We start from the raw sequence: 26,207 nt of genomic DNA on the forward strand, positions 1-26,207 counted from the left end.
AAAGGCGTGGTTTAGCCGGGGAAAGGCGCGCGTGGACGAGCGTAGTAGATCCACACGAGGACAGAGGTGATTGCGAAATACACAACGCAGCCCCAGAAGAACGTGGCGGCGGGCATCATGGAAAGCAGCACGCCTACGACGAACGGGCCGAATGCGCCGATGGCACCGGTCCAACCGATGACGCCGCCTGCCTGACGCTTCGGCAAAATCATTGGCATCTGCTTGAAGGTGCCGGCATTGCCCAGGCCGGTGAAGAAGAACATGATGAGCATGCAGGTCAAAAAGCCCTTGAACTCGCTCGGGTCGGAGGGGTTTAAGAAGAGTGCAGAAAGGGCAGTAAACACCGTCATGCCTACGCAACCGACGAAGGTCCAGATAGCGCCGCCGAACTTATCGCATAGCGGGCCCCATAGCGCGCGGACCAGCGCGCCGATCAGCGGGCCGAGGAAGGCATAGGCAGCACCGCGCGGCAGATCATCGAACTGGCCAGCAAACTGGGAATCGGCGCCGAAGGTCTGGTTGATAAGAAGCGCCATTTGAGCCGCGAAGCCGGAGAAAGCGCCGAAGGTCATCAAGTAGACAACGGTCAAGATCCACGTGTTCTTGTTGCCGAAGATATCGATCTGCTGGCGGAAGTTTGCCTTGACTGGAACGTCCTTGAGCAGCATCCATGCGAGAACAGCACCAACTAGTGCCCATGGAACCAAGAAGATGGCCGGGTTGTGCACGAAGATTGCGCCATCATCTGTGCGCTGCGGTGCCACGAAGCCGATTCCCAGGAGGGTAAAGCCCATCAGCCACGGCGCAACCAGTTGAATGAAGGAAATACCGAAGTTGCCCAAGCCAGCCTGCAGGCCGAGGGCGGTGCCGGACATGCGCTTAGGGAAAAAGTAGCCGGTGGAAGGCATAAAGCCAGAAAAGACGCCGCCGCCGATACCGGAGAGGAAAGCCAAGGTTAAAAGCCACCAGTACGGGGTGGAGGTGTCCTGCACGGCGAAAAACCAGCCGAGCATCGGGATGATGAACAGCAGGGAGGAAACGAACACCAGCTTGCGGGTGCCGATGATAGGTGGCAGGAACATAAACAGCAGGCGGAATAATCCGCATGCGAGGCCTGCAATGGAGGTTAGCCAGTACAGCTGGCTCTTGCTGAGATCGAAGCCGATCTGGTTGAGCATCGGTGCAATTGCGGAAACGAGGTACCACGTTGCAAAACCGATGATCAGTACGAAGGTGGAAACCCACAAGGTTTGCCACGCAACTTTGGAATCCCAATGGTCTTTTTCTTCGGGATTCCATCCTTGGATGGTCTTGCCCGACGTGTCAAGTGCAGTCATTTTTCCTCGGTTTTCTCGTAGAAACTGTCCCTGTCCAATTTAGTTTCAATTATCCTAAAAAGAGACATTTTCTACGGAGTTCTCCGAGTTTAATTAGGAAACATTAGTGTTGCGAAAACATTTCATATACCGACCTTTCGCTGGTTAGCCCATTAAGGGGTGGGAAACCGCTGCTTATGACTCGCTTCTGTTAAAAATGTCACACTATTAAACCGAGGTAAAGGACGCCCAAATGAAACCTGCCACCGCTGCCATAATCGTCACCGCTGACCGCGTTTTGAGCGGCGCAAAGCCTGATTCTGCAGGCGCCTTGGCCAAGGAGCTTTTGTTGGTTCAGGGGCTCGAAGTGGCGAGCCACGATGTCGTTGCGGAAGGCTACGCCCGCGTGGCCGAAGCGCTGCGCGAGCAAGTACGGGCTGGCGTCGACGTCATTGTGGTCATCGGAGGTACTGGCGTCGGTCCCACCAACTACACACCTGAAGTAACCGAAGAGTTCATCGCTGCCCGCCTTCACGGGCTGGAAACCCAGGTGCTGCTCAAAGGTCTGGAGAGTTCGCACAAGGCTGGCCTTTCCCGCGGGGTCATTGGCATGACTGACCGCGGCTGTGGCTCGCTGATTATCAATTCCGCGTCCTCCCGCGGCGCAGTTGCTGACACCTTGGGTGTCGTTCTCCCTTTACTCGGGGATATCTTCCGGGATGCGAAGGGTAATTTTTAAGCGCGGTTACTTACTAAGCTCGGCGGCGCTCCCATTCGGCGAGTTCAGCCAAGGTATCGTAGTCCTCTTCCGCACCTGTACCCGGCACCGCGATGAGGCGGGGGATTGCGTGCAACAGCTTGCGGGCTGACTTGTTGTGCAGGCAGTCGAAGGAATCTACCGCTTGGCGCAGGCCGTCGTAGTGCCACAGCGCGCACAGCGGCTGGATAAAATCGCCGCTTAAAGCCGCCGCTACCGAGGGAATCGAGCTTTGCGCTTCGCAGGCGGCGAGTTTTTCCAACAACTTTGGCAGCATTTGGGGCGAATCCGGCGCATCCACAGATAACACTGCGATATAGCGAAGTGGCGCTAAACTACGTGCTTCTAGGTTCTTCAGGCCTGCTGCGATGCCAGCTGCAGGCCCACCAAAAAGCGGATTTTCGCATACCTGCGGCAGGCCCAGCGGAAACGCGGAAACCACGCAGACCGGCGCGCCATAAGGAAGCTGCCTGCGCACGACGTCGACAAGCCTTTCGCCCCGCACACGCACCGAGCCCTTATCGCGCCCGCCCATCCTGGTGCCGTGGCCGCCTGCCAGGATGATGACTCCTAGCTCGTGCGGTTTGTAGTTCAGCATTGCCTAGGTTTTAGGAAGCTCGCGGCTCCAGTCGCCGGAACGGCCACCGGACTTTGCGGTGATCCCACAGCGGCGGATAAATGCGGAGCGGTCGACGCCTTTGACCATATCGATGATGGACAGCGCCGCAACGTTGACCGCGGTAAGCGCCTCCATCTCCACACCGGTGCGATCGGCGGTTCGCACCGTTGCCTCGATGAAGACATGGTCGTCTCGGATTTCCAGATCGACCGAGCAACCATGCACGCCGATGGTGTGGGCGAGGGGAAGCAGTTCCGGGACCTTCTTGGCCGCCGAGATGCCGGCGATGCGCGCGACCGCTAGCACGTCGCCCTTGGGAACCGTGCCGTCGCGAAGCGCAGAAAGAACCTCAGGAGAACACGCAACCTCGCCTTGCGCGGTAGCGGAGCGGACGGTGGGCTGCTTTTCTGTCACATCCACCATGTAGGCGGAGCCGGAAGAATTGAGATGGGTAAATTTCATGGGGTCTAGTCTAATTAAGTCCTAATCGAGAATTAATAGACAACCACGCGGACTTCATCGCCAGCCTGAATTTCGGAGGTCACCTCAACCAGGCCGCACGTGCCGTGGAGCGAGGCCACGAAGTGGCTGCTCAACCCGCTGGCAAAGGGGTACGCCACGACGGCCTCGCCGAACTCCAAGCGTGTGGGCACAAATGCCGTGCCGTGCTTGTGGGCCACGGGGAACGCCTCCCCGGCGCGCGCGACGATGGTGCGCCCGCTGCAGACCTTCGTGCGGGCAGGGCGCCCGCTCAAGGCCTCGAGGAAAGGCGAAACATAAAGGTGGTAGGAAACAAACGCCGCTACGGGATTGCCCGGCAGGGAGATAACCGGCAAACCTCCATAGAGGGAAAAACCTTGCGGCGTGCCCGGCTTTTGCTTGACCCCGCCGAACCAAGCCTTACAGTCCTCTGCGGCCTGGAGCGCGGTCTGCGTGACGTCGAAGGCGCCGGCGGAAACACCGCCCGTCGTGATTACTACCTCGTGGGAATGAAACAGCTGCTCAATCGTCTCGCGCAGCTGCTCCGGGGAGTCGGAAGAGCGCATGTGCGTTACCACCGCATGCGGGATGGTGGAGCGAATCAGCGATTCGATCATCGGCCCATTCGAATCGGGTAGCTGGCCCGGCTCGAGGCTCGAGCCCTCGACCAGTTCGTCGCCGGAGGAGACCACGCCTACGAGAACGGGGCGGTAGACGCGAACATGCGTGATGCCAGCCGAAATCAGCGCGGCAATAAGGCCGGCATCGACTACGGTGCCCGGCTTTGCGATGGTCGCGCCCTCGCGAACGTTTTCTCCCTTCGGGCGGATGTGCGTGCGCCTTGGCGTCTCGTTGATGGTGACCTCACTCGGCAGCTCGTGTGGGCCGGCTGGAATATCGGTCAACTCCACCGGGACTACAACTAGGCCATCGTTGTCCTCCGGAACCGGCGCGCCGGTCATGATGCGCACCGCCTTGCCCGCTGGCACCTCCATGGGTGCCTGGCCCGCCGGAACGTCGCCTGCGACGGGCAAACGCGCAGGCAGCTCAACCATATCCTTTAGGTGTACCAAGAAGCCATCCATCGCAGAGTTGCTAAAAGGCGGCACTGCTAGGCGCGCAGTAACGTCTTCTGCAATGACGCGGCCTAGAAGTTTCTCGTTGACTGGCTGGGCTTCCGGAAATGCCTCTACCGGCACCGGCCGGGCGTGAGACATTATCGCCTCGAAATGTTCTTGTGGGGTGCGCATGCTTTTCAAACTAGATCCTTAGCCTTTAGCCACCGATTGCTGCCATCAAACGATCCGGCTGCAAGAAACCCTCGTCATTCACGCCGTGGCCGGGCAGCTTCGCCCACATTTCTGCGGCCCATGCCTCCATGAGCTCTTCATCGCTGGCGCCCGCGCGCATGAGGTCGCGAAGAGAGGTCTCCGAATTACCGAATAGGCAATTGCGCACCGCGCCGTCAGTTGTCAGGCGCGTGCGATCGCAGGAACCACAGAAGGAGCGGGTGACTGAGGCGATGACGCCGATTTGTCCTATCTCGCGGCCTCCGCGATAGACATTCCACAGTGATGCCGGGGCAGAGCCGCGCGGCTCATCAGCGGGGGAGAGCTCGAAGGACTCGCCGAGGCGGGCCAAGATATCGTCCGCGGTCACCATATCTTCGCGCCGCCACTTATCGCGGGGGCCCAGCGGCATCTGCTCGATAAAACGCAGCTGTGCGCCTGCCTCAATGCAGTATTCCGCCAGCGGGATAATAGAATCCTCGTTAATGCCCGGCATCACTACCGCATTGACCTTGACCGGGTGCAGCCCGGCGCGGGTAGCGGCTTCGATGGCTGTGAAGACATCCTGGATGCGGTCGCGCCGGGTTAGCCGGGCATAAAGCTCGCGGTCGGTGGTATCGAGCGAGATGTTCACGCGGTCGAGGCCTGCTTCCACCAATCCATCGATACGCCGGTCGAGGCCCAAGCCGTTCGTGGTCAGTGCGGTAGACGGTGATTTACCTTCGTCGGTGCGCAATTGCTTAGTGGCAGCGACAATCTTCTCCAAAGACTTGCGCAGGAGTGGTTCGCCGCCGGTGAAACGTACCTGGCGGATGCCTAGCTTTTCGACGCCGATGCGGATAAGGCGGATCGTTTCCTCATCGCTCAAGGTTTCTGCGGTGGGAAACCACTCGAGACCTTCGGCTGGCATGCAATACGTGCAGCGGAGATTGCAGCGATCAGTGAGCGAAACGCGCAGGTCGCGGGCCCTGCGGCCGTATTTGTCTAGAAGCGGATAAGTCATTGTCGTCCTAGTCTATAGGCAGAGTGGTCTTATCCATATTAAGCCGGAAAAATTCGCGTTTAATCCGGGGGCTAATCACGGGGCGGGAAATGCTGCGGCAAGTCATCCAGGCGCTGTGACTCGCCAGGGCCTTTCAATCGAATGATGTTGTATTCGCCTTCAGCCAAGTGTGAACGCAGATCCTTCTTATCGAACTTGCCCACCGAGGTTTTGTCGATGTGCTTTACGAAGGTCCAGTACTCCGGCAGCATCCACGAAGGCAGCTCCTTGCGCATACCCTCGCGGATGCGCTCGGCGGTTTCGATTGTCGGAGAAAACCCTGGCGCCAACACCGTTACCGCCAGAGGGCGTTCCACCCACTGTTTATCTGGATAACCGATGACGGCGGCCTCCACGACGACGGGATTAGCCATGATGAGGTTTTCGAGCTGGACCGAATAGATCCACTCGCCGCCAGAGCGGATGACGTCGCGGGCGCGGTCTTCGACGGTCAAGAAGCCGTCTTCCGTTACCGAGCCGACGTCGCCAGTGCGCAGCCAGCCATCCGCGGTGAATTTGGATTCGGCATCCTCGACTTGCTTGCCGCGGAACTCGTCGGCACTACCGCCCGGTTCAGAAGTGGGCGAGTGGTAGTAGGAGCCGGTAACGAGGTTGCCGCGGACCTGGATCTCGCCGGCATTGCGGTCGGACTTGGGCACGACGACGCCGTCATTGACCACACGGTATTGCAAGGAGGCCGGGAAACGTCCTTGGGATATGCGGTATGCCCAGCGGGTATCGCCGTCGGCACCCTGGGGAGGGCGGGCCACCGTGCCCACCGTTGTGGTTTCCACCATGCCCCACACGTGCACGACGTCGACGCCGTAGCGTTCCTCCCACATTTTGATCAGCTGCGGCGGGACGGGGGAGCCGCCGGCGAAGATCTCGGTCAGCGTCATGCGGCTTGGGGGATTTTTGAGATAGTGCGCGAAAAGCTGAATCCAAATGGTGGGCACGCCATGCGCCACGCGGGGCGAGGTGGCAGCGATGATGCTAGCAAGCGTCGGTGCGGATACGTCGGCGTCGGGAAGCACTAGTGGCGTGCCCGTCATAAAGGCGGCAAAGGGAACGCCCCAGCTGAGCACGTGATAAATCGGGATGCAGCACAGGAAGGTCTCGCCGTGGGTAACGCACAGCGAATCGGAGGCGCGCAACTGCATGCTCTCCAGGTAGAGCGCGCGGTGGGAATAGACCACGCCTTTGGGCGCGCCAGTGGTGCCGGTGGAATAGCACAAGGCGGCCGACGTCCGCTCGTCTAGCTCAGGCCAGTTGTACTCGGTAGGGCGGCCGTCGAGTAGCGCCTCATAGGAATAGACCTCGATGCCAGCGCCAAACTTGCCCAGGTAGTCGGCGGGATCGGTTAGACCAATGAGAACCACCGCACGCACGGTTTTTACGCCGTTTAAGACCTTAGCCAGCTGATCCTTTAAGCGCGGATCGGCAACTACAATTTCCGCTTCGGAGTGGTTAATGATGTGGCGAATCTGATCATTCATTAACTGCTTGTTTAGCGGGGTGAAAATAGCACCCTTGCAGGCAGTGGCGAACATGACCTCTAGGTGTTCAGCACAGTTCCACATGAAAGATGCCACGCGCTGGTCCCCAGTAATGCCCAACTCATCGTGCAATGCGTGCGCGAATGCGGCCGCGCGTGCGCCGATGGCGGCGAAGTCGGTGGTTTCCGGCTCGCTATGGTTGCGCCACGTGGTCACCTGCGTCTGCCCATGCACCGTCGATCCGTATTCCAGGATGCGGGTCAGGGACAGGGGGATATCCTGCATGGTAGAAAGCATGAGTCCTACTTTAGCGGTGTCACTTCCGGCGCGGGATGCTAATACGGTATAGTGGCTCGTGACTGACGCGGACTAGCCCGGATTTTAGGAAAGCTCCCGCGTAACCGAGTATTGCAGAACCGCCGCAGAGCGTTTCTTTTTTCTCGCTCGCAGTCGCCTTCTATCAATTCTCCTCCGTGGCATTCCTTTTCCCAGAGGAGAGGCCTAGATATTTCACCGCCCGCGGCTTCCCGCTTGTGGCGGCATGCACCATAAAAATACAGATTGGCTTCCAGCGCTTAAGCCGGACTGCAGGCGAAAAGCATTTAGACGCTGGTGAAGCGACGAAAGGATATCCGTGAGCAATACGGACAAAGCCGCAGCACAGGATTACGCATCCATGAAGCTGCCGGAACTGCGCAAGCTGGCTGCAGAGCGCGGCCTGCGCGGCATCTCGGGTCTGCGCAAGGGCGATCTGATCACCGCCCTGAGCACTGGCCAGGTACCTGCGAAGGCGGAAAAGGCGGAAAAGCCACAGCGCCGCACACGTAAGCCCGCTGAAGAGAAGTCGGCAAAGGCTGAGGATAACGCCAAGGATAGTGGCGAAAATAAGGCCCAAGAAAAGGGGGAGAAGAACGAGGAACAGCGCTACGAGTCGCGCTCCCAGGCTCGCCGTGCCCGCCGCAACCGCGCCCGCCGCCAGGAGCGCGAGAACGCCGAGGCAAAGCAGGAGGGCGCTAAGGAAGAGTCCAAGGAATCAAACAAGGATTTCGAGAACTCTAACGACAATCGTGATAACAATAACCGTGACAACCGTGACAACCGTGATAGCGGCGAGCGCAACCGTGGCAACCGCAACCGCCGCCATGACGACGATGACAACAACGGTGGCAGCCGCCGCAACCGCCGCAACCGTCGCAACCGCCGCAACCGCGGTGGTAATGACAACAACGGCGGCAACGATCTCCAGATCCGCGAGGGCGATGAAGTCCAGGCAGTAGGCGGCATCCTCGAGGTCGTCGACAACAACGTGGCTTTCCTGCGCACCACCGGTTACCGCGCGGCAAGCTCTGACGTCTTTGTCAACAACAACTTGGTCCGGCGCTTGGGCCTGCGCTCTGGCGACGCCGTGACCGGCCAGGTCAAGGTCTCTGGCCCAACTCATACCCACGGCAATGGCCGTAATCGCCGCAAGTACAACCAGTTGGTGCAGGTTGACACGGTAAACGGCATGGAGCCAGCAGCGGCACAGGACCGTCCACACTTCTCCAAGCTGACCCCGCTGTACCCGAACCAGCGTCTGCGCCTGGAAACGGATCCGAAGATCCTGACCACCCGCGTTATCGACCTCATCATGCCTATCGGCAAGGGCCAGCGTGCGCTGATTGTTTCCCCGCCGAAGGCCGGTAAGACCACCATTTTGCAGAACATCGCCAACGCGATTTCCGCGAATAACCCAGAGTGCTACCTCATGGTCGTCCTAGTAGACGAGCGCCCAGAAGAGGTCACCGACATGCAGCGCAGCGTCAAGGGTGAGGTCATTGCCTCTACCTTCGACCGCCCGCCATCAGAGCACACCTCCGTTGCCGAGCTGGCCATCGAGCGCGCGAAGCGCTTGGTGGAGCAGGGCAAGGACGTCGTGGTTCTCTTGGACTCGATTACCCGCCTGGGCCGTGCCTACAACAACTCCTCCCCAGCATCCGGCCGCATCCTCTCCGGCGGTGTGGACTCCAACGCGCTCTACCCACCGAAGCGCTTTCTGGGTGCTGCCCGCAATATCGAAAACGGCGGTTCCCTTACCATCATCGCCACCGCGATGGTGGAGACCGGCTCCACCGGTGACACGGTCATTTTCGAGGAGTTCAAGGGCACCGGCAACGCCGAGCTCAAGCTCGACCGCGCCATTTCCGAGCGTCGCATCTTCCCGGCCGTGGACGTTAACCCATCCGGCACCCGCAAGGACGAATTGCTGCTCGTTCCGGAGGAAGCGCGCATCATGACCAAGCTGCGTCGCATCCTTTCTGGTTTGGATTCCTTCGCCGCTATCGACTTGCTCATCAAGCAGCTGAAGAAGACCCGCTCCAACGGCGAGTTCTTGATGCAGGTGGCAAGCTCTGCGCCGATGGTCGCTGACAAGGAAGCTGAGGATTACATCTAATGGCTAATCAAGTTTCCCTCGTAGACGACATTGTCTCTGAGTACCAGGGCATCGAGATGCAGATGGGCGATCCCGAGGTCGCTGGCGATCAGACTATGTTCCGTAAGCTGTCTAAGCGCTATGCCGAGCTGCGTCCAATCGTCGCGGTCAACAACGAGCTAGAACAGGCTCGTCAGGACCTCGAAGATGCCAAGGAAATGGCCTACGAGGACCATGACTTCCAGGACGAAGTCGACCGCCTCGAGCCGCTCGTCGTTGAACTGGAGGAAAAGCTCGCTGACCTACTCGCTCCACGTGACGAGCACGACTCCGAAGACATCATTATGGAGATCAAGGCTGGCGCCGGCGGCGAGGAGGCCGCATTGTTCGCAGGCGATCTCGCGCGAATGTACGAGCGTTATGCTGACAAAGCTGGTTTCCAGTGGGAGGTCTTGGGCCTCAACGAGTCCGACTTGGGCGGCGTGAAGGACATGTCCATCTCGTTTAAGTCCAAGACCCCGTCTCGCGACGGCGCTTGGTCCGTATTCAAGTTCGAGGGCGGCGTCCACCGCGTCCAGCGCGTTCCGGTGACCGAGTCTCAGGGCCGCATCCAGACCTCAGCTGCCGGCGTGCTGGTTTACCCGGAGCCGGATGAGGTCGAATCCGTCAACATCGACGAAAAGGACCTGCGCATTGACGTCTACCGCTCGTCCGGTAAGGGCGGCCAGGGCGTTAACACCACTGACTCCGCAGTCCGCATTACCCACCTGCCGACTGGCCTGGTGGTCACCTGCCAGAAGGAACGTTCCCAGATTCAGAACAAGGCCCGCGCACTGCAGGTGCTGCAGGCACGCCTGGATCAGATCGAGCGCGAAGCCCGTGAGGCTGAGGCAGGGGAGCAACGTGCATCCCAGGTGCGCACCTTGGACCGCTCCGAGCGTATCCGCACCTATAACTGGCCGGAAAACCGCATCACTGATCACCGCATCGGCTACAAGGCGAATAACCTGGATTCCGTTCTCAACGGCGATATGCAGGATCTGATCACCGCTTTGCAGGCTCAAGAGCGCGCCGAGCGCTTGGAGGCGGAAGACTAGAGGTGGATACCTACGCAATGGCGCTTCGCGATGCCGCGGAGCGCTTTCGCGCATCTGGAGTACCTAGCCCGGAGTGGGACGCACGAGTGCTTGCCGCCGAGCTCATTGGTTGTGGGCATATGGACATCCCGCTGGATGCCCAACCGATTCCCGGCTTTGCCATCGCCTATGAGGGCTGGGTCGCACGCCGTGAGGCTCGCGAACCGCTGCAGCATATTCTGGGCACGGCGTGGTTTGGTCCGCTCGAGCTCAAGGTAGGTCCGGGCGTGTTTATTCCACGCCCAGAAACGGAAGTCCTGGCGGATTGGGGAGTGCGGGTGCTTCGCGACGTCGCCAAGCCCCGCGTTGTCGACTTGTGTACCGGCAGCGGGGCACTGGCCGCCTATGTAAACCACGAGCGGCCGGACGCGGATGCTTTCGCGGTCGAGCTTTCTGAAGATGCGCTGCCTTTTGCCCGCAGCAATCTTGTCCAAGACGTGCATCTGGTCCACGGCGATGCAACAGACTTCTCGCTTCTGGCCGAACTCGACGGCTCCGTGGACCTCGTGCTCACGAATCCGCCTTATGTTCCGGAGACGCCAGACCTAGAGCCCGAGGTCTACCGCGACCCCCACATGGCGGTCTTCGGCGGCGCCGATGGCATGGAGGTCATCGACCGCCTCGTGCCTCGCATTGCGAAGTTACTGCGTCCCGGCGGGAAAGTGGGCATCGAGCACGACGATGCCACGAGCGAGGCCGTGCAAGTTGCGTTGCTGAATTCTGGGCGATTCCACGAAGTCGCAGTGCTGCGAGACCTAACAGGTACCGCGCGTTTTGTAACTGCTATTAAAAGTGCGACCGCCACCCCGGCGGGAGTACAGTAGGTTGGTCTGAACACACGAAGTGAGGAAAGAATGCAGGGAAAGATTTATAACTGTGCCGATAAGGAAGAGCGTGAAGAAGGCCTAGCCATCGCGGTCAAAGCAGCAAAGTCTGGCCGCCTCGTCGTGATGCCTACTGACACGTTGTACGGCCTCGGCTGTGACGCCTTCGACAACGACGCTGTGGCCAGCCTCCTTGCAACCAAGCAGCGTGGCCCCGATATGCCCGTTCCGGTCCTCGTGGGGTCCTGGGACACCATCCGCGGTCTCGTCGCGGAGTACACCGATACTGCGCGAGCACTCGTCGAGGCCTTTTGGCCCGGTGGACTTTCCATCGTGGTCCCGCAGGCGCCTTCCTTGCCATGGAATTTGGGAGATACCCGCGGCACGGTGATGTTGCGCATGCCGCTGCATCCCATTGCCATCGAGCTTCTGCGCGAGGTTGGCCCGATGGCTGTGTCCTCCGCGAATATTTCCGGGCACCAGCCACCGACCACCGCGCTGGCCGCAAAGCAGCAGCTTGGTAAAGCCGTTACCGTTTACTTGGACGGTGGCGAGACTGCCGTTGGCAAGCCTTCCACCATCATCGATTTGTCTGGTGAGCACCCATACCTGCTGCGTGAGGGCGCGCTTTCTGCCGAAGAAATCGCTGAGGTCATTGGCGTGAGCGCCGAGTCGCTGCGCACTCGCCCCACTGCCTAAACAAAAGGAGATTGTGTGAGTGGCACCGGTGTACCGCTGCGAGAGCTAGCGCTTGTCATTTTGGTTGCAGCGACCTTTACCTACCTCGCCACGGGCTTGGTACGTAGCTTCCTCGTCCGCACTGGCCGGGTGGCAGAGATTCGCCTGCGCGATTCGCATTCCCAGCCCACCCCGCAGATGGGTGGCGTGGCAATGTTTACCGGTTTCGGCGCCTCAGTCTTCCTAGCCGCCCAGCTTCCAGCCTTGACTCGCGGTTTCATGCCCGTTACTCCTGAGATGAATGCCGTGGTTTGGGCGGCGCTGGCCATCGTGCTCGTGGGCGTGATCGACGACGCCCTCGAACTGGGTGCGATAGTGAAGTTGGTTGGCCAATTGCTCGCCGCTGGAATCATGAGCGGCCTTGGCCTTACATGGACGCTTCTGTTTATTCCATTTGGCGGCGGAACTACGGTGTTGCTCGATCAAATCCAGGGCACACTCTTGACAACCTTCTTTACGGTGCTACTCATTAACGCAATGAACTTTGTGGACGGCCTTGATGGTCTCGCCGCCGGCTTAGGGCTTATTGCAGGCGGCGCCATATTGATCTTTTCCCTCACGGTTCTGCATGACCAGGGTGGGGCAGTCTCTGCCTATCCGCCGGCGATCATCTCTGCCGCGTTGGTCGGTATCTGTGCAGGCTTCCTGCCGCACAATTTTGAGCCTTCGCGCATCTTTATGGGCGACAGTGGATCGATGCTTATTGGTCTCCTGCTGGCCGCAGCTTCTACCTCTGCTTCCGGCAAGATCAACATGTCGCTGTATGGCACCGTTGACATGGTGGCGCTCGCATCGCCTTTCATTGTGGTCGCCGCAGCTGTGTTTATTCCAGTCTTGGACCTTGTCTGGGCGGTTATTCGCCGCCTTTCGCAGGGCCGATCGCCCTTTTCTGCCGATAAGGCGCACATTCATCACCGCCTACTTTCGCTCGGCCATACCCACCGCCGCACTGTCTTGGTGCTATACCTGTGGGTCTCGGCGGTAGCTTTCGGCGCGGTGTCCTTTTCCATCGTCCCGTGGCCCGTTGCAGTCGCCCTTACCGCCATCGCGCTGGGGGTGGCATTCGGCGTCACGCTCATTCCTCTGCGCCGGGGCAAGCTTGGCCCAAGTAAACGGGCTACCACGGTGGTGGCGCATACCGATCCCGCCTAGGAGTCTCGGGCTGTCGTAGTGCGGTAGGCTTTTGGCCTATGACTGATCCGATGACAAACGCGGCAATAAACAACGTGGATGACTTTGACGACCCAGTTTTGCCGCTTAAGCGTGCACTGCGCTTCGGTTCGATTGCGCTGGTGGCCATCACGATTATCTCGCTCGCCGTTTGGGGTGGCATGCGTGGAATGCCGGGGATTTGGGGAGTGCTCGTCGGTGCCGGCATCGGCGGCGGTTTTGTCCTGCTGACGGTTCTTTCCGTGCTTGCTGCCTCGAAGACTAGCCCCACCAACACGATCATCGTCGTTATGGGTAGCTGGCTCATCAAACTGCTGGTGCTGATTGTCATCCTCGCGGTCATCCGCGACATGGACTTCTACGATAAGATGGCGCTCTTTGTCACCGTAGTGATGGCCCTTATCGCAACGCTGGGCACCGAGGCCTGGGGCGTCGTCAGCGCCCGCGTCTCTTATGTGCATTAGCCACTCTGAAGAAGGGCGGCGGGGATAAAACACGAGCCCTTTAGTCTTAATTTCCTTGGGGGAAGATGTGGAATGGGTGTTAATTCCACCCCCGAGGTGGTGTACAAAAACTGTTTGTGACAAAGGCCATATGGGGTCTTTTGCCTAGTCATGGGCTCTATTTCGGCCAAAAAATCGCCCGCGAGCTACGGGTGTCAACCTGTGCCTACCCTGGTACACGTGAATGAGGCCCTGAACTGATATTATTTCTCGCGGGTTACCACGGGACCGAGATTTTTGCATTGGATCCCGCGCGGTCAATCCCTGTCACTTCTTCGAAGATGTGCGACGGAGTCCGAAGTCGTGGCAGAGAGCTTGAGACGTCCATCGCACCGTCCGCAAAGTTATTTTGCGGCGGCCCTAACACGGGAGAGAACGCTGAGCGTTACAACATTGGCCATGAAAGGGCACTTCCACGCGCCTGATCTGGGTGAAGAATTCTTCCCGGGGCAAGTAGATGCTGACCATCTGTTCTTCGGCGACTTTGCCGACGGATGGTTCGCGCTTGATCGCCTAATGCTGGTGCGCATCTTGATGACGCTGGTATTGGTGGTTCTTTTCATGCTGGCCTTCAAGAACCCGAAGCTGGTTCCGAAGGGTCTGCAGAACGTCGGCGAGAATGCGGTCGATTTCGTCCGTATCCACATCGCCGAAGATATTTTGGGTACTAAGGAGGCCAAGCGATTCCTTCCGGTAATCGCGACGATCTTCTTCGCAGTCCTGTTTATGAATGTGCCGACCATCATCCCGGGACTCAACGTCTCGCCGAATGGTCGTATCGGCATGCCTATCGTCCTTGCAGTCGTGTCGTACATCGCAATGATTTACGCCGGCGCAAAGCGCTATGGCTTCGGCAAGTTCATCAAGTCCTCGGTGGTTATTCCTAACCTGCCGCCGGCTTTGCACTTGCTCGTTGTGCCGATCGAGTTCTTCTCGACCTTCATTCTGCGACCAGTTACCCTCGCCATTCGTCTCATGGCGAACTTCTTGGCAGGACACATCATTCTGGTCCTTCTCTTCTCTGCTTCGAACTTCTTCTTCTGGCAGCTGAACGGTTGGACGGCACTGTCCGGTTTGACCATTGTTCTGGGACTGGCTTTCAGCCTGTTCGAGCTCCTGGTCATCTTCCTGCAGGCCTACATCTTCGCGCTTTTGACGGCGGTGTACATCGAACTGTCCCTGCACGCGGATTCGCACTAAGGACGAGGTCGACGAGCGCGACCGAGAATAATCTCAACTTCACAGAAACTATCTCCCTGTCCGTAAACCTGCGGGCAGGACATACGAAAGGGAACGACTTTCACCATGAACGAAATCATTCTTGCACAGGATGCTGCCGCTAACCTCGACAGCCTGAAGGCTGTTGGCTACGGCCTCGCCGCAATCGGCCCTGGTATCGGTATCGGCATCGTTGCCGGCAAGACCGTTGAGGCTATGGCACGCCAGCCTGAAATGGCCGGCCAGCTGCGTACCACCATGTTCCTGGGTATCGCCTTCACCGAGGCTCTTGCACTTATCGGCCTCGTTGCAGGCTTCCTGTTCTAAAAAGTTCGCGTTTTCCTAAACCAACCTTTTAAGACTGGAGACCACATGAACAACGTCTTTTATACGCTTGCGGCGGGGGAGGAGAACCCGGGTTCCGGCAGCTTCTCCGTTCTTCTGCCCAAGAACTATGACATTTTCTGGTCTTTGATCTGTTTCGTTGTCATCTTGATTTTGTTCTGGAAGTTCGTCCTTCCGGCATACAACAAGATGCTCCAGGAGCGCGAGGACCGCATCGAGGGCGGCATGAAGCGTGCTGAGGCTCAGCAGGCTGAAGCTAAGGCTGCTCTCGAGAAGTACAACGCACAGCTTGCTGACGCACGTGCAGAAGCTGCAGAGATCCGCGAACAGGCGCGCGAGCGCGGCAAGCAGATCGAGGCTGAGGCTAAGACCCAGGCTGAGGAAGAATCCCGCCGCATTGTCGCCTCTGGCGAGAAGCAGCTGGAAGCTTCCCGTGCACAGGTCATCTCTGAGCTGCGTTCCGATATCGGACAGAACTCCATCAACTTGGCTGAGAAGCTGCTGGGCGGCGAACTATCTTCCGCTACCAAGCAGTCCTCCACGATTGACAACTTCCTGTCCGAGCTCGATTCTGTGGCACCGGCCGGAAAGTAGGCAACTATGAAGGCAGCTAGCCGCGAAGCCCTCGCACACGTAGAGTCCCAGCTGGATCAGATTCTGGCGCAGGACGATGCGATTGCGACGGCGGCACAGGCAGGTCTCGACCTTTTCGAGGTCGTTGATGTCCTTGATGCTGACCGCGAACTGCGCGTCGCGCTAACCGACGCCGCCGTTCCGGCTGCAAACCGCAAGTCACTGGTGCAGAACCTCTTCGGTGCAAAGATTGCTCCGGTCGCCACCCAGGTGATCGAAGCTTCTGCTGCCGAGCAGTGGTCCACCTCCCGTGGCTTCGTCAAGGGTCTCGTGTCTCTCGGCCGCCGCGCTCTTCTGCGCGGTGCTGAGGCTCAGGGCCAGCTGGGCCAGGTAGAAGACGAGCTCTTCCGCTTGTCTAGCATCCTGAAGAACGAGGCAGAGCTGACCCAGCTGCTTTCCGACCGAACTGCTACGTCCGCACGTAAGCGCGGATTGCTGGCAAGCGTGCTCTACGGCAAGGTAACGATGTTCTCTGAGGCGCTCGCGCTCCAGGCCATCGGCCGCCCTGAGCAGAACCCGATCGATGATGTCGCGGCACTGGCCGACTACGCAGCTAAGCTGCAGGGTCGCACCATTGCTCGTGTTACCACCGCGGGTGAGCTGAATGATAGCCAGCGTGCAGCACTCGCTGAGAAGCTGGGCAAAATTTATGGTCGTGCGATGTCCATTCACTCTGAGGTTGACACCAGCCTCCTCGGTGGTATGACCATCCGCGTCGGCGACGAAGTTATCGACGGCTCCACGGCAGGCAAGATTGCCCGCCTGCGTGCCAAGATGGCTTAAGTCAGGCCGAAACGACAGAAATGATTAAGTAATTGCTGGAAGATACTACCGAGAGCAGGAAGAACATGGCGGAGCTGACGATCTCCTCCGATGAGATTCGTAGCGCGATTGCGAACTACACCTCGAGCTACTCCGCGGAGGCCTCCCGTGAGGAGGTCGGCGTGGTCATTTCGGCAGCTGACGGTATTGCGCAGGTTTCTGGCCTGCCATCCGTTATGGCGAATGAGCTGCTCGAGTTCCCAGGCGGCGTTATCGGCGTCGCACAGAACCTCGACACCAACTCCATCGGTGTCGTTGTCTTGGGCAACTTCGAGTCCCTCACCGAGGGCGACGAGGTCAAGAGGACTGGCGAAGTCCTTTCCATCCCTGTGGGCGAGGAATTCCTCGGCCGCGTTATCAACCCACTGGGCCAGCCGATCGACGGCATGGGCCCAATCGCCGCTGAAGAGGACCGCGTCCTCGAGCTGCAGGCACCTTCCGTGCTGCAGCGTCAGCCGGTTGAAGAGCCGATGCAGACCGGCATCAAGGCTATTGACGCAATGACCCCGATTGGTCGTGGTCAGCGTCAGTTGGTCATTGGTGACCGTAAGACTGGTAAGACCGCAGTCTGCATCGATACCATCCTGAACCAGAAGGCTAACTGGGAGTCTGGCGACAAGGACAAGCAGGTACGTTGTATCTACGTCGCTATCGGCCAGAAGGGCTCCACCATTGCTGGAGTCCGCCACACCCTGGAGCAGCACGGCGCACTGGAGTACACCACCATCGTGGCAGCTCCTGCTTCCGACGCCGCTGGCTTCAAGTGGCTGGCACCGTTCTCCGGTGCAGCTCTGGGTCAGCACTGGATGTACCAGGGCAACCACGTCTTGGTCATCTACGATGATCTCACCAAGCAGGCTGAGGCCTACCGTGCGATTTCCCTTCTGCTGCGCCGTCCGCCGGGCCGCGAGGCATACCCGGGCGACGTCTTCTACCTCCACTCCCGTCTGCTGGAGCGTGCTGCAAAGCTCTCCGACGACATGGGTGCAGGTTCCATGACCGCACTGCCGATCATCGAGACCAAGGCGAACGACGTTTCCGCCTTCATCCCAACCAACGTTATTTCCATTACCGACGGCCAGGTCTTCCTGGAGTCCGACCTGTTCAACCAGGGCGTCCGTCCGGCAATTAACGTCGGTGTCTCCGTCTCCCGTGTGGGTGGCGCTGCACAGACCAAGGGCATGAAGAAGGTCGCCGGTAACCTGCGTCTTGAGCTTGCTGCTTACCGTGACCTGCAGGCATTCGCTGCCTTCGCTTCCGACCTCGACCCTGCCTCCAAGGCACAGCTCGAGCGCGGTGAGCGTCTGGTTGAGCTGCTTAAGCAGGCGGAGTCCTCCCCGCAGCCAGTTGAGTTCCAGATGGTTTCCATCTACTTGGCTGACCAGGGCATCTTCGACGTCGTTCCCGTCGAGGATGTACGTCGCTTCGAGGCTGAGGTACACGAGTACCTGCACTCGAATACCCCTCAGGTATTCGAGCAGATCGCTGGTGGCCAGCCTCTGTCCGACGAATCCAAGGATGCGCTCGTCAAGGCTGCTAAGGACTTCACCCCGGCCTTCCGCACCACCGAGGGCCATAACTTGGGCTCCGAGGCAGAGGTCGAGGCGCTCGATGCGGCAGAGGTAAAGAAGACCGAGCTCAGCGTCTCCCGTAAGACGGCTAAATAGAGTCCGCACAGCTCTAAGAATCAACCGTCGAGATAATAGAAGGGAGGAGCGAACACCATGGCTAATCTTCGTGAACTGCGCGACCGAATCCGGTCCGTCAATTCCACTAAGAAGATCACCAAGGCACAGGAGCTCATTGCTACCTCGCGCATTACCAAGGCACAGGCTAGGGTTGAGGCTTCACAGCCTTACGCACACGAGCTTGCGAATGTGATGAACAAGCTCGCAGCGGCCAGCTCGCTGGATCACCCGATGCTTCGTGAACGTGAAGATGGCAAGGTCGCCGCTATTCTCGTGGTCTCTTCTGACCGCGGTATGTGTGGTGGCTACAACAACAACATCTTCAAGAAGGCAGCCGAGCTCGAAGCCCTGCTCAAGAAGCAAGGCTACGAGACCGTCCGCTATGTCACGGGTAATAAGGGCGTTGGCTTCTACAAGTTCCGTGAAGCTGATGTCGCAGGCAGCTGGGCTGGTTTCTCGCAGGATCCGTCCTGGGAGACCACCCACGATGTCCGTCGTCACATGATCGACGGATTCATTGCAGGTTCCAAGGGTACTGCCAAGTACCGCGACGGCCTCAACACCGAGGGCGAAGGCATCCGTGGCTTCGACCAGGTTCACGTTGTGTACACCGAGTTTGAGTCCATGCTGACCCAAACCGCGCGTGCACAGCAGTTGTTGCCGGTGGTTCCGGTTATTGAGGATGAGGAATTCCACCTCGGAGAGTCCGCGCTTTCCGACGCCGAGCCTACGGATCAGGTTTCGCCTGATTTCGAGTTCGAGCCGGATGCTGACACTCTTATGGAGGCACTGCTTCCGCAGTACGTCTCTCGTATCCTCTTTGCGATGTTCTTGGAGGCTTCCGCTTCCGAGTCCGCAGCACGCCGTACCGCAATGAAGTCTGCTACTGACAACGCAACCGAGCTGGTCAAGGACCTCTCGCGTGTGGCCAACCAGGCTCGTCAGGCACAGATTACCCAGGAAATTACAGAGATCGTCGGTGGCGCTGGGGCGCTCGCCGAAAGCGCAGAAAGTGACTAGATTATGACTTCAGCTCTGCAAGAGCAGAACACACAGTCGTCGGCTGTTGCCGGCCGTGTGGTGCGCGTCATCGGTCCGGTCGTCGACGTGGAATTCCCGCGTGGCGGACTGCCGGCACTGTACAACGCACTGACCGTCGAGATTTCTCTCGAGGCTGTTGCAAAGACCGTCACCCTCGAGGTCGCTCAGCACCTCGGTGACAACCTCGTCCGTACCGTTTCCATGGCACCGACCGACGGCCTCGTCCGCGGCGCTGCCGTGACCGATACTGGCAAGCCAATCTCCGTTCCAGTCGGCGATGTGGTCAAGGGCCACGTGTTCAACGCACTGGGCGACTGCCTCGACCAGCCTGGTCTGGGCCGCGACGGCGAGCAGTGGGGCATCCACCGCGAGCCGCCGGCATTCGACCAGCTCGAGGGCAAAACCGAAATCCTGGAGACCGGTATTAAGGTTATCGACCTCCTGACCCCGTACGTGAAGGGCGGCAAGATCGGCCTCTTCGGCGGTGCAGGTGTTGGTAAGACCGTTCTCATCCAGGAGATGATTACTCGTATCGCACGCGAGTTCTCCGGTACCTCCGTCTTCGCCGGCGTCGGCGAGCGTACCCGTGAGGGCACCGACCTCTTCCTCGAGATGGAAGAGATGGGCGTTCTCCAGGACACCGCCCTCGTGTTCGGCCAGATGGATGAGCCGCCAGGAGTCCGTATGCGCGTGGCTCTGTCCGGCCTGACCATGGCGGAGTACTTCCGCGATGTGCAGAACCAGGACGTGCTGCTGTTCATTGACAACATCTTCCGTTTCACCCAGGCTGGCTCTGAGGTTTCGACCCTGCTGGGTCGTATGCCTTCCGCCGTTGGCTACCAGCCAACCCTGGCTGACGAGATGGGTGTCCTGCAGGAGCGCATTACCTCCACGAAGGGCAAGTCGATTACCTCTCTGCAGGCCGTTTACGTCCCTGCGGATGACTACACCGACCCGGCTCCGGCCACCACCTTCGCCCACCTCGATGCAACCACCGAGTTGGACCGTGGTATTGCTTCCAAGGGTATTTACCCGGCTGTGAACCCGCTGACCTCGACCTCTCGTATTCTGGAGCCGTCCATCGTGGGCGAGCACCACTACGAGGTTGCGCAGCGCGTCATTCACATCCTGCAGAAGAACAAGGAACTCCAGGACATCATCGCCATCCTTGGTATGGACGAGCTGTCCGAGGAGGACAAGGTCACCGTTCAGCGCGCACGTCGTATCGAGCGCTTCCTGGGCCAGAACTTCTTCGTCGCAGAGAAGTTCACCGGTCTGCCGGGCTCCTACGTCCCGCTGACCGAGACCATCGACGCTTTCGAGCGCATCTGCAACGGCGAGTTCGATCACTACCCAGAGCAGGCATTCAACGGCCTGGGTGGCTTGGACGACGTCGAGGCTGCGTACAAGAAGCTTTCCGAGAAGTAGGGAGTGGCACATGGCTGACATCACCGCTGAACTGGTATCCGTCGAGCGTAAGCTGTGGGCTGGTAAGGCCACGCTGGTTACGGCTGAGACCACTGAGGGTGAGATCGGCGTGCTTCCTGGCCACGAGCCATTGGTCGGTCAGCTGGCCGACAATGGTGTTGTGACCATCCACCCAGTCGACGGCGAGCGTCTCGTCGCCGCGGTCCAGGGTGGCTTCCTCTCCGTGTCCAAGGACAAGATTACTGTCCTCGCCAACTGGGCCACTTGGTCCACCGAAGTTGATGAGGCACAGGCTTCCGAAGACCAGAAGTCCGAGGAGTTTATTGTCCACAACCGTGGTGAAGCCGCTCAGCGAGCACTTCGTCGCGCCAAGGGCTAGGTAGAGTAACGGGCAGCAAAGCCCTTCCGCTCTCATAAGCGCCCCACCTTTCTTTCACCAGAAAGGTGGGGCGCTTTTTCGTTGGCTTTTGCTACGGGGTTTAGTGGCATAACGGCCGGGGAAGATACTAGAATTTTACCTAATATCTTTCAGGTTCAGGATTAAAAGGAGCGGCAGCATATGTACATTTCAGGTCTAGGCTGGTTGTTCCTCATCGTGGCGGCTTTTGTCCTTTTGTGCCTTATCCTTGCTGCTCGCCGCTTTTTCAAGTTGCGTGCGCGCGGGACCTCTGTATTGCTGAGAACCCTTCCCGCTAAAAACTCTCATTCTTGGCGTCATGGCGTGATGCGCTATAACGGAGAATACGTGGAGTACTTCAAACTGCGTTCGGTTTCGGTCCAGGCAGACCTTCGTTTCAACCGCCTCGGCGTCGAGCTAATTGGCACTCGTCAATTAGACGATGACGAGGCTGCTTTTATGTCCGCCGCCAACCAGGTCATCCGCTTTTCCTTCGCGGATCAGGAATACGAAATCGCCACTGACCTACACGGAATCATGGGTCTTACCGCCTGGATTGAGGCGGCGCCTTCCAAGCGCTTGCAACGTCCTGACTATCGGCGTCTGCGCCAGCGCGCTACCCGTTTTACTAAGGAGTAGGCGGCTACCTATAGGGTAGAGAGCATGCGTTTAGTCATCGCTCGTTGCTCAGTTGATTATGTCGGCCGTTTGGATGCCCATTTGCCCGTCGCCGATCGCCTCATCCTCGTCAAGGCAGACGGTTCCGTGTCGATCCACGCCGACGACCGCGCTTATAAGCCGCTGAATTGGATGACTCCGCCGTGCACGCTGGAGGAATCCGCCATCACTGACATCGACGGCGAGGACACTGGCGAACAGCTGTGGCTCGTTGAAAACCCCAAGGGCGAGCAGCTGCGTATCACGATCGCGGAGATTCACCAAGACTTCTCCGTCGAATTGGGCGCGGATCCGGGGCTTGTTAAGGACGGCGTCGAGGCGCACCTGCAGGAGCTGCTCGCCGAGCACATCGATACCCTGGGCGAGGACTATTCACTCGTGCGCCGCGAGTATCCAACTGCAATTGGACCAGTCGATATCATGGCCAAAGACCAAGACAATAAGTTCGTTGCGGTTGAGGTCAAGCGCCGCGGTGGTATCGACGGCGTCGAGCAGCTCACACGCTATCTGGAGCTTCTCAACCGTGACGAGCTACTGGCACCCGTGCAAGGCGTCTTTGCAGCCCAGGAAATCAAGCCGCAGGCCCGTACGCTGGCCGAGGACCGCGGTATTCGCTGCGTCATCCTTGACTACCAAGATCTGCGCGGCATTGAGTCGAACGAGCTACGTCTTTTCTAATGCCACGCCGCAACAGGAGAAACCGCGTCAGCCCGCGCCCGCTGCCTAAGGATGGCTCTACTTTTCTAGGCTCGCAGACCGTCGAGGGCCCAAAGTGGACCCACGGCGAGCCCTTCGTTATGCGCCACATCGGCAGCGCTGCAGCTACAAAGTTCTATATCTGCCCCGGCTGCAACCAAAATATTCCGCCTCGCGTTGCCCATATCGTGGCTTGGCCGCGTGATACAGGCGGCAGGGAAGATGACCGCCGCCACTGGCACCGTCACTGCTGGGAGCGTAGGTAGGATAGCGGGCATGATTGTTGCTTTTTCTGTCGCGCCAACCGTGGTGGGCGAGGAAACTGCGGAGATGTCTGCAGCCGTCGCCGAAGCCGTCCGCGTGGTGCGCGCATCCGGCTTGCCCAACGAGACCAATGCCATGTTTACCCTTATAGAAGGCGAATGGGATGAGGTCTTTGCCGTAATCAAGGAAGCCACCGATGCGGTACGCAAGGTTTCGCCGCGTACCTCGCTTGTAGTCAAGGCCGATATCCGCGAAGGTGTGACTGGCCAGTTGACGCAAAAGGTGGAGTCTGTGAATCGACGTTTGGAGGAAAACAAGTGACCGGACCTTATGTAGGCGGTGCCCTTGACTTGGGCGCGCTGAAGCAGCAAAAGGAGACTGAGGAAGCGCCTTCCGGGGTATCTGCATTTTTCGAGGTAACCGAGGCTAACTTCGAATCCGAATTGATTCGCCGTTCCGCCGAGGTCCCCGTTATTGCGCTCATCGGTTCTTCGCGTTCGCCCGCCTCCGAGCAACTGAAGAATGACCTGCGCGCTGTCGCAGAGGCCGGTGGGCTCAAGTTCATCGTTGGCTACATCGACGCTGATGCTATCCCGCAGGTAGCGCAGGTCTTTGGCGTGCGAAACCTGCCGACCACCGTCGCCCTAGCTGCCGGCCAGCCGATTACCAACTTCGAGGGAGCCCAGCCCAAGGATGCGCTGGAGCAGTGGACTGCCACGCTCGTCGAGAAGCTTGGGCCGCAATTGAGTGGTCTCAGCACCGAGACCCCAGAACCAGAAACTGCCGCGGACCCACGCGTGCAGGCCGCCGAGGAGTCCCTAAACCACGGCGATTTCGACGCAGCCATCGCCCACTACGACGCCATTTTGGCCGACGATCCAGACAACGCCGAGGTCAAGCAGGCCCGCAACACCACCCAGGTTTTGCGTCGTCTGGACCCAGCCAACCGCACCGAGGACCCGATTGCTGCTGCCGACGCTGCGCCAGCCGACGTCGCCAAGCAGTGCGATGCCGCCGACGCCGAGGTCGTCGCCGGTGCGCCCGAGAAAGCCTTCGAGCGCCTCATCTCGGCGATGCAAAGAACCGCAGGCGACGACAAGCAAGCCCTCAAGGTTCGCTTGCTCGAGCTCTTCGCGCTTTTCGACGCCTCCGATTCCCGTGTCCTGCAAGCGCGCACCAAGCTCGCAAGCGCTCTTTATTAGCGAAGGGGTAACTAGAGCACCCCCGGCTTTCTGGAATTTCTGGATCGCTTTTATCCGGTTCTATTATCAGGGCAGAAATCCTTGACAGAGCCAATTAAAAGGCCAATTAAAAGGGAGTGCTCTATGCCGACTTTGCAACCAATTAATGGTCCAAAAATCCCGGAGCCCAAAGCCCCGAAGAAGGACCGTACCCACTGGCTCTACATCGGCGTTATCGTTGCGGTGATTGCCGGTATTGCCTTGGGTCTAGTCGCCCCGGGCGTTGCCGTTAACTTCAAGCCATTGGGCACGATGTTCGTCAGCCTCATCAAGATGGTCATCGCGCCAATCATCTTCTGCACCATCGTGCTGGGCATCGGCTCGGTGCGCGCTGCGGCATCGGTCGGAAAGGCCGGGGGCATCGCTCTGGCGTACTTCATCACGATGTCCACCTTTGCGCTGGCGATCGGCCTCGTGGTCGGAAACTTCATCGATCCCGGCGCTGGCCTTCATATTAGCGGCGGTGATGGCTCTAAGTACATCAAGGCAGGTGCGGAAGGCGAGGGTCTTTGGGGCTTTGTCAGCTCCATCGTCCCAGAGACCATGTTCTCGGCGTTTACCTCTGGATCTGTTCTCCAGGTTCTGTTTATCGCATTGCTGTGTGGCTTCGCCGTGCAGTCCATGGGCGAGGCAGGCGAACCTATTCTTGGCTTCGTCGCCAGCCTGCAGCGCCTCGTCTTCAAGATCCTTAACATGATTTTGTGGCTGGCGCCGCTCGGCTCTTTCGGTGCTATGGCAGGCGTCGTTGGTGAGACCGGCATGGATGCCGTGAAGTCCTTGGCCACCCTGATGCTGGCTTTCTACATCACCTGCTTCCTCTTCGTATTCGTGGTACTCGGCCTCATCGCCCGTGTATTCGGCGGTATCAGCATGTGGAAGCTCTGCAAGTATCTGGGCCGCGAGTTTCTGCTCATCGTTGCTACTTCTTCCTCTGAATCCGCATTGCCGAACCTCATGCGCAAGCTGGAACACCTCGGCGTGGAGAAGCCGACCGTGGGTATCGTTGTACCGACCGGTTATTCCTTCAACCTGGACGGCACCGCTATTTATCTGACGCTTTCCGCCATCTTCATTTCCGAGGCAATGCATATGCCGATGAACTTGGGCGAGCAGGTGGGCCTGCTGGTCTTTATGATCATCGCCTCCAAGGGTGCGGCGGGTGTCTCCGGCGCTGGCATCGCAACGCTGGCTGCGGGCTTGCAGTCTCACCGCCCTGAGCTCCTCGGCGGCGTCGACGTCATCATGGGCATCGACCGCTTTATGTCCGAGGCTCGCGCTCTGACCAACTTTGCCGGCAACGCGCTCGCAACCATCCTGGTTGGCCGTTGGACCAAGACCGTGGACATGGACCGCGTCACGAAGGTCCTCAACGGTGAGGAACCATACGCTGATTCCGGCAAGGATAGCACCGTTAACCTGCGCATGCCAGACGTGGAGAACCCAGCCCACGACCGCCTGCAGCCAACGCAGCAGGTTGACTTGGAGCGCTACAAAGACGGCTCTGAGATGTACTACAAGTAGTTCTCGCTATACTGCGAGGCTATGACGAAAGTACTCTTCCTCTGCAATTCCAACCGCGGCAAGTCCCAGATGGCCGCAGCTTTGGCGAAGCTGCACGCTCCCTCGTGGGAGGTCTATTCGGCAGGCGTCCAGGTGGCCGAACCGGGCCAGCCCGGCGACGTAAATCTCGAGGCGTCCCATTGCCTGGCCGAAGTAGGCGCCGACATGTCGGAGGGCACGCCCAAGCCTGTCGCCCCGGAGCTTGCCGCCAATGTCGACCACGTCATCATCGTCGGCGGCGCCGAGTACGATGGACCCGCCGAGCGCTGGGAGATTGAAGATCCCTCCCAGCGTGGCGTCGAGGGGAAGCAAAGGATGGTCGAGCTGCGCGATGACATCGACGCCCGCGTCAAAGAATTGATTGCGCGCCATAATTAATTTGGATACTAAAAACCTAGAAATAGGTAACATTT

28 protein-coding genes are annotated in these 26,207 nt (G+C 59.1%); 22 read left to right on the forward strand and 6 right to left on the reverse strand.

Annotation, left to right across the window (positions count from 1 at the left end; all coding sequences use genetic code 11):
- Positions 1-11: 11 nt before the first annotated feature.
- Positions 12-1,337 (reverse strand): nitrate/nitrite transporter, encoded by a 1,326-nt coding sequence (locus tag HMPREF3155_RS06085; protein WP_070432842.1) that lies wholly within the window; start codon positions 1,335-1,337, stop codon positions 12-14.
- A gap of 232 nt (positions 1,338-1,569) precedes the next feature.
- Here HMPREF3155_RS06085 and HMPREF3155_RS06090 point away from each other — a divergent pair, with 232 nt between their 5' ends.
- Positions 1,570-2,055 (forward strand): molybdopterin-binding protein, encoded by a 486-nt coding sequence (locus tag HMPREF3155_RS06090; protein ID WP_070432843.1) that lies wholly within the window; start codon positions 1,570-1,572, stop codon positions 2,053-2,055.
- A gap of 13 nt (positions 2,056-2,068) precedes the next feature.
- On the opposite strand, the gene HMPREF3155_RS06095 is transcribed toward HMPREF3155_RS06090, so the two are convergent.
- From HMPREF3155_RS06095 to HMPREF3155_RS06115, 5 genes are all read right to left on the reverse strand, one after another.
- A complete protein-coding gene (locus HMPREF3155_RS06095; protein ID WP_070432844.1) occupies positions 2,069-2,671 on the reverse strand; it encodes a molybdenum cofactor guanylyltransferase in 603 nt (200 codons plus the stop codon).
- A 3-nt stretch (positions 2,672-2,674) separates the two neighbouring features.
- Complete coding sequence (gene moaC, locus HMPREF3155_RS06100) at positions 2,675-3,154, reverse strand: cyclic pyranopterin monophosphate synthase MoaC (protein ID WP_061921938.1); 480 nt, start codon at positions 3,152-3,154, stop codon at positions 2,675-2,677.
- Positions 3,155-3,186: 32 nt separating this feature from the next.
- Entirely contained in the window at positions 3,187-4,422 is a 1,236-nt protein-coding gene (locus tag HMPREF3155_RS06105; RefSeq protein ID WP_070432845.1) for a molybdopterin molybdotransferase MoeA, read from the reverse strand.
- Between the two features lie 25 nt (positions 4,423-4,447).
- On the reverse strand, positions 4,448-5,464 hold the full coding sequence (gene moaA / locus HMPREF3155_RS06110) for a GTP 3',8-cyclase MoaA (RefSeq protein ID WP_070432846.1): 1,017 nt from the start codon (positions 5,462-5,464) through the stop codon (positions 4,448-4,450).
- 71 nt (positions 5,465-5,535) lie between these two features.
- On the reverse strand, positions 5,536-7,296 hold the full coding sequence (locus tag HMPREF3155_RS06115) for a long-chain fatty-acid--CoA ligase (protein WP_070432847.1): 1,761 nt from the start codon (positions 7,294-7,296) through the stop codon (positions 5,536-5,538).
- 337 nt (positions 7,297-7,633) lie between these two features.
- On the opposite strand from HMPREF3155_RS06115, the gene rho reads away from it, so the two are divergent.
- The 21 genes from rho to HMPREF3155_RS06215 all read left to right on the forward strand — a co-directional run bounded on the left by rho (position 7,634) and on the right by HMPREF3155_RS06215 (position 26,172).
- Complete coding sequence (gene rho, locus HMPREF3155_RS06120; RefSeq protein ID WP_070432848.1) at positions 7,634-9,433, forward strand: transcription termination factor Rho; 1,800 nt, start codon at positions 7,634-7,636, stop codon at positions 9,431-9,433.
- Positions 9,433-10,509: a peptide chain release factor 1 gene (gene prfA / locus HMPREF3155_RS06125; RefSeq protein WP_061921954.1), complete on the forward strand. Its 1,077-nt coding sequence runs from the start codon at positions 9,433-9,435 to the stop codon at positions 10,507-10,509. The genes rho and prfA overlap by 1 nt, the downstream gene beginning before the upstream one ends.
- 17 nt (positions 10,510-10,526) lie before the next feature.
- Positions 10,527-11,372 carry a peptide chain release factor N(5)-glutamine methyltransferase gene (gene prmC, locus HMPREF3155_RS06130; RefSeq protein WP_070432952.1) on the forward strand — a complete coding sequence of 282 codons (846 nt, stop codon included), beginning with the start codon at positions 10,527-10,529 and terminating at the stop codon, positions 11,370-11,372.
- Positions 11,373-11,402: 30 nt separating this feature from the next.
- Positions 11,403-12,071 carry an L-threonylcarbamoyladenylate synthase gene (locus HMPREF3155_RS06135; RefSeq protein WP_070432849.1) on the forward strand — a complete coding sequence of 223 codons (669 nt, stop codon included), beginning with the start codon at positions 11,403-11,405 and terminating at the stop codon, positions 12,069-12,071.
- 15 nt (positions 12,072-12,086) lie between these two features.
- Positions 12,087-13,262, forward strand: a complete 1,176-nt coding sequence (locus HMPREF3155_RS06140) for an MraY family glycosyltransferase (RefSeq protein ID WP_061921960.1) — start codon at positions 12,087-12,089, stop codon at positions 13,260-13,262.
- Positions 13,263-13,300: 38 nt separating this feature from the next.
- Positions 13,301-13,744 (forward strand): Cg1360 family ATP-synthase-associated protein, encoded by a 444-nt coding sequence (locus HMPREF3155_RS06145; RefSeq protein WP_061921962.1) that lies wholly within the window; start codon positions 13,301-13,303, stop codon positions 13,742-13,744.
- 438 nt (positions 13,745-14,182) lie between these two features.
- On the forward strand, positions 14,183-14,983 hold the full coding sequence (gene atpB, locus HMPREF3155_RS06150; protein ID WP_061921965.1) for a F0F1 ATP synthase subunit A: 801 nt from the start codon (positions 14,183-14,185) through the stop codon (positions 14,981-14,983).
- Positions 14,984-15,088: 105 nt separating this feature from the next.
- Positions 15,089-15,328 carry an ATP synthase F0 subunit C gene (locus HMPREF3155_RS06155; RefSeq protein ID WP_005532052.1) on the forward strand — a complete coding sequence of 80 codons (240 nt, stop codon included), beginning with the start codon at positions 15,089-15,091 and terminating at the stop codon, positions 15,326-15,328.
- Between the two features lie 45 nt (positions 15,329-15,373).
- Positions 15,374-15,940: a F0F1 ATP synthase subunit B gene (locus tag HMPREF3155_RS06160; RefSeq protein WP_061921968.1), complete on the forward strand. Its 567-nt coding sequence runs from the start codon at positions 15,374-15,376 to the stop codon at positions 15,938-15,940.
- 6 nt (positions 15,941-15,946) lie between these two features.
- Complete coding sequence (locus tag HMPREF3155_RS06165) at positions 15,947-16,762, forward strand: F0F1 ATP synthase subunit delta (RefSeq protein ID WP_061921972.1); 816 nt, start codon at positions 15,947-15,949, stop codon at positions 16,760-16,762.
- Between the two features lie 65 nt (positions 16,763-16,827).
- The gene (gene atpA / locus HMPREF3155_RS06170; protein ID WP_070432850.1) at positions 16,828-18,468 is read left to right on the forward strand and encodes a F0F1 ATP synthase subunit alpha; all 1,641 of its coding nucleotides are present in this window, start codon (positions 16,828-16,830) and stop codon (positions 18,466-18,468) included.
- Between the two features lie 57 nt (positions 18,469-18,525).
- The gene (locus tag HMPREF3155_RS06175) at positions 18,526-19,509 is read left to right on the forward strand and encodes a F0F1 ATP synthase subunit gamma (RefSeq protein ID WP_061921978.1); all 984 of its coding nucleotides are present in this window, start codon (positions 18,526-18,528) and stop codon (positions 19,507-19,509) included.
- 3 nt (positions 19,510-19,512) lie between these two features.
- Positions 19,513-20,958, forward strand: a complete 1,446-nt coding sequence (atpD, locus tag HMPREF3155_RS06180; protein ID WP_061921981.1) for a F0F1 ATP synthase subunit beta — start codon at positions 19,513-19,515, stop codon at positions 20,956-20,958.
- A 10-nt stretch (positions 20,959-20,968) separates the two neighbouring features.
- Positions 20,969-21,337 (forward strand): F0F1 ATP synthase subunit epsilon, encoded by a 369-nt coding sequence (locus HMPREF3155_RS06185; RefSeq protein ID WP_061921985.1) that lies wholly within the window; start codon positions 20,969-20,971, stop codon positions 21,335-21,337.
- 180 nt (positions 21,338-21,517) lie between these two features.
- Positions 21,518-21,994 (forward strand): DUF2550 domain-containing protein, encoded by a 477-nt coding sequence (locus HMPREF3155_RS06190; protein ID WP_070432851.1) that lies wholly within the window; start codon positions 21,518-21,520, stop codon positions 21,992-21,994.
- A gap of 24 nt (positions 21,995-22,018) precedes the next feature.
- A complete protein-coding gene (gene nucS / locus HMPREF3155_RS06195) occupies positions 22,019-22,711 on the forward strand; it encodes an endonuclease NucS (protein WP_070432852.1) in 693 nt (230 codons plus the stop codon).
- Positions 22,711-22,995 carry a hypothetical protein gene (locus HMPREF3155_RS12655; RefSeq protein ID WP_083281266.1) on the forward strand — a complete coding sequence of 95 codons (285 nt, stop codon included), beginning with the start codon at positions 22,711-22,713 and terminating at the stop codon, positions 22,993-22,995. Before nucS ends, HMPREF3155_RS12655 begins: the two co-directional genes overlap by 1 nt.
- A gap of 10 nt (positions 22,996-23,005) precedes the next feature.
- On the forward strand, positions 23,006-23,314 hold the full coding sequence (locus tag HMPREF3155_RS06200) for an MTH1187 family thiamine-binding protein (protein ID WP_061921994.1): 309 nt from the start codon (positions 23,006-23,008) through the stop codon (positions 23,312-23,314).
- Positions 23,311-24,195 (forward strand): tetratricopeptide repeat protein, encoded by an 885-nt coding sequence (locus tag HMPREF3155_RS06205; protein WP_061921997.1) that lies wholly within the window; start codon positions 23,311-23,313, stop codon positions 24,193-24,195. The genes HMPREF3155_RS06200 and HMPREF3155_RS06205 overlap by 4 nt, the downstream gene beginning before the upstream one ends.
- A 123-nt stretch (positions 24,196-24,318) precedes the next feature.
- The gene (locus HMPREF3155_RS06210) at positions 24,319-25,755 is read left to right on the forward strand and encodes a cation:dicarboxylate symporter family transporter (RefSeq protein ID WP_070432853.1); all 1,437 of its coding nucleotides are present in this window, start codon (positions 24,319-24,321) and stop codon (positions 25,753-25,755) included.
- Positions 25,756-25,776: 21 nt separating this feature from the next.
- Positions 25,777-26,172, forward strand: coding sequence for an arsenate reductase/protein-tyrosine-phosphatase family protein (locus HMPREF3155_RS06215; protein ID WP_070432854.1), 396 nt, complete (start codon positions 25,777-25,779; stop codon positions 26,170-26,172).
- Positions 26,173-26,207: the final 35 nt, after the last annotated feature.

Origin of the sequence: Corynebacterium sp. HMSC06D04, assembly GCF_001807315.1 — a bacterium.
Taxonomy (GTDB): Bacteria; Actinomycetota; Actinomycetes; order Mycobacteriales; family Mycobacteriaceae; genus Corynebacterium; species Corynebacterium simulans.